This window comes from Streptomyces sp. WM4235 (genome assembly GCF_001279725.1).
Classification (GTDB): Bacteria; Actinomycetota; Actinomycetes; order Streptomycetales; family Streptomycetaceae; genus Streptomyces.
In genome coordinates this window covers 1-330 of sequence record NZ_LGDE01000359.1, presented here as the reverse complement: position 1 = coordinate 330, position 330 = coordinate 1, and the positions used below count along the sequence as shown (strand labels likewise).

The following is a 330-nucleotide window of genomic DNA, read 5'->3' as shown; positions in this document are numbered from 1 at the left end:
GGCCCGGCCGAGTTCCTCCAGGACCACGGCCGCCTCGCGGTGGCTCGCGCCCTGACCGCCGAGCTTCTCCGGTACCAGCAGTCCGGCCGCGCCGATCCCGGCGGCGAGGGTCTGCCAGGTCCGCGGGTCGTGGGGCTGGTCCGTCTCGACGCGCGCGAGGATGCTCGCGGGGGCGCAGCGGTCGGCGAGCAGGGAGCGTACGGCGGACCTCAGCTCTTCCTCGGTCTCGGAGTAGAGCAGGTCGAAGGGGGCGCGCGGGCTGGTCATCGGGCCAGGTCCTTCCAGGCGAGGTCCTTGTCGTCGCGCGGTTCGGCGGGCAGGCCGAGGACG

At 74.8% G+C, this 330-nt stretch carries 1 protein-coding gene; it reads right to left on the bottom strand.

Annotation, left to right across the window (positions count from 1 at the left end):
- Window positions 1-267 (bottom strand): acyl-CoA dehydrogenase family protein (locus ADK55_RS22330; protein WP_199826597.1); only part of this gene is annotated, 267 nt, incomplete at its 3' end.
- Between the last annotated feature and the right edge of the window lie 63 nt (window positions 268-330).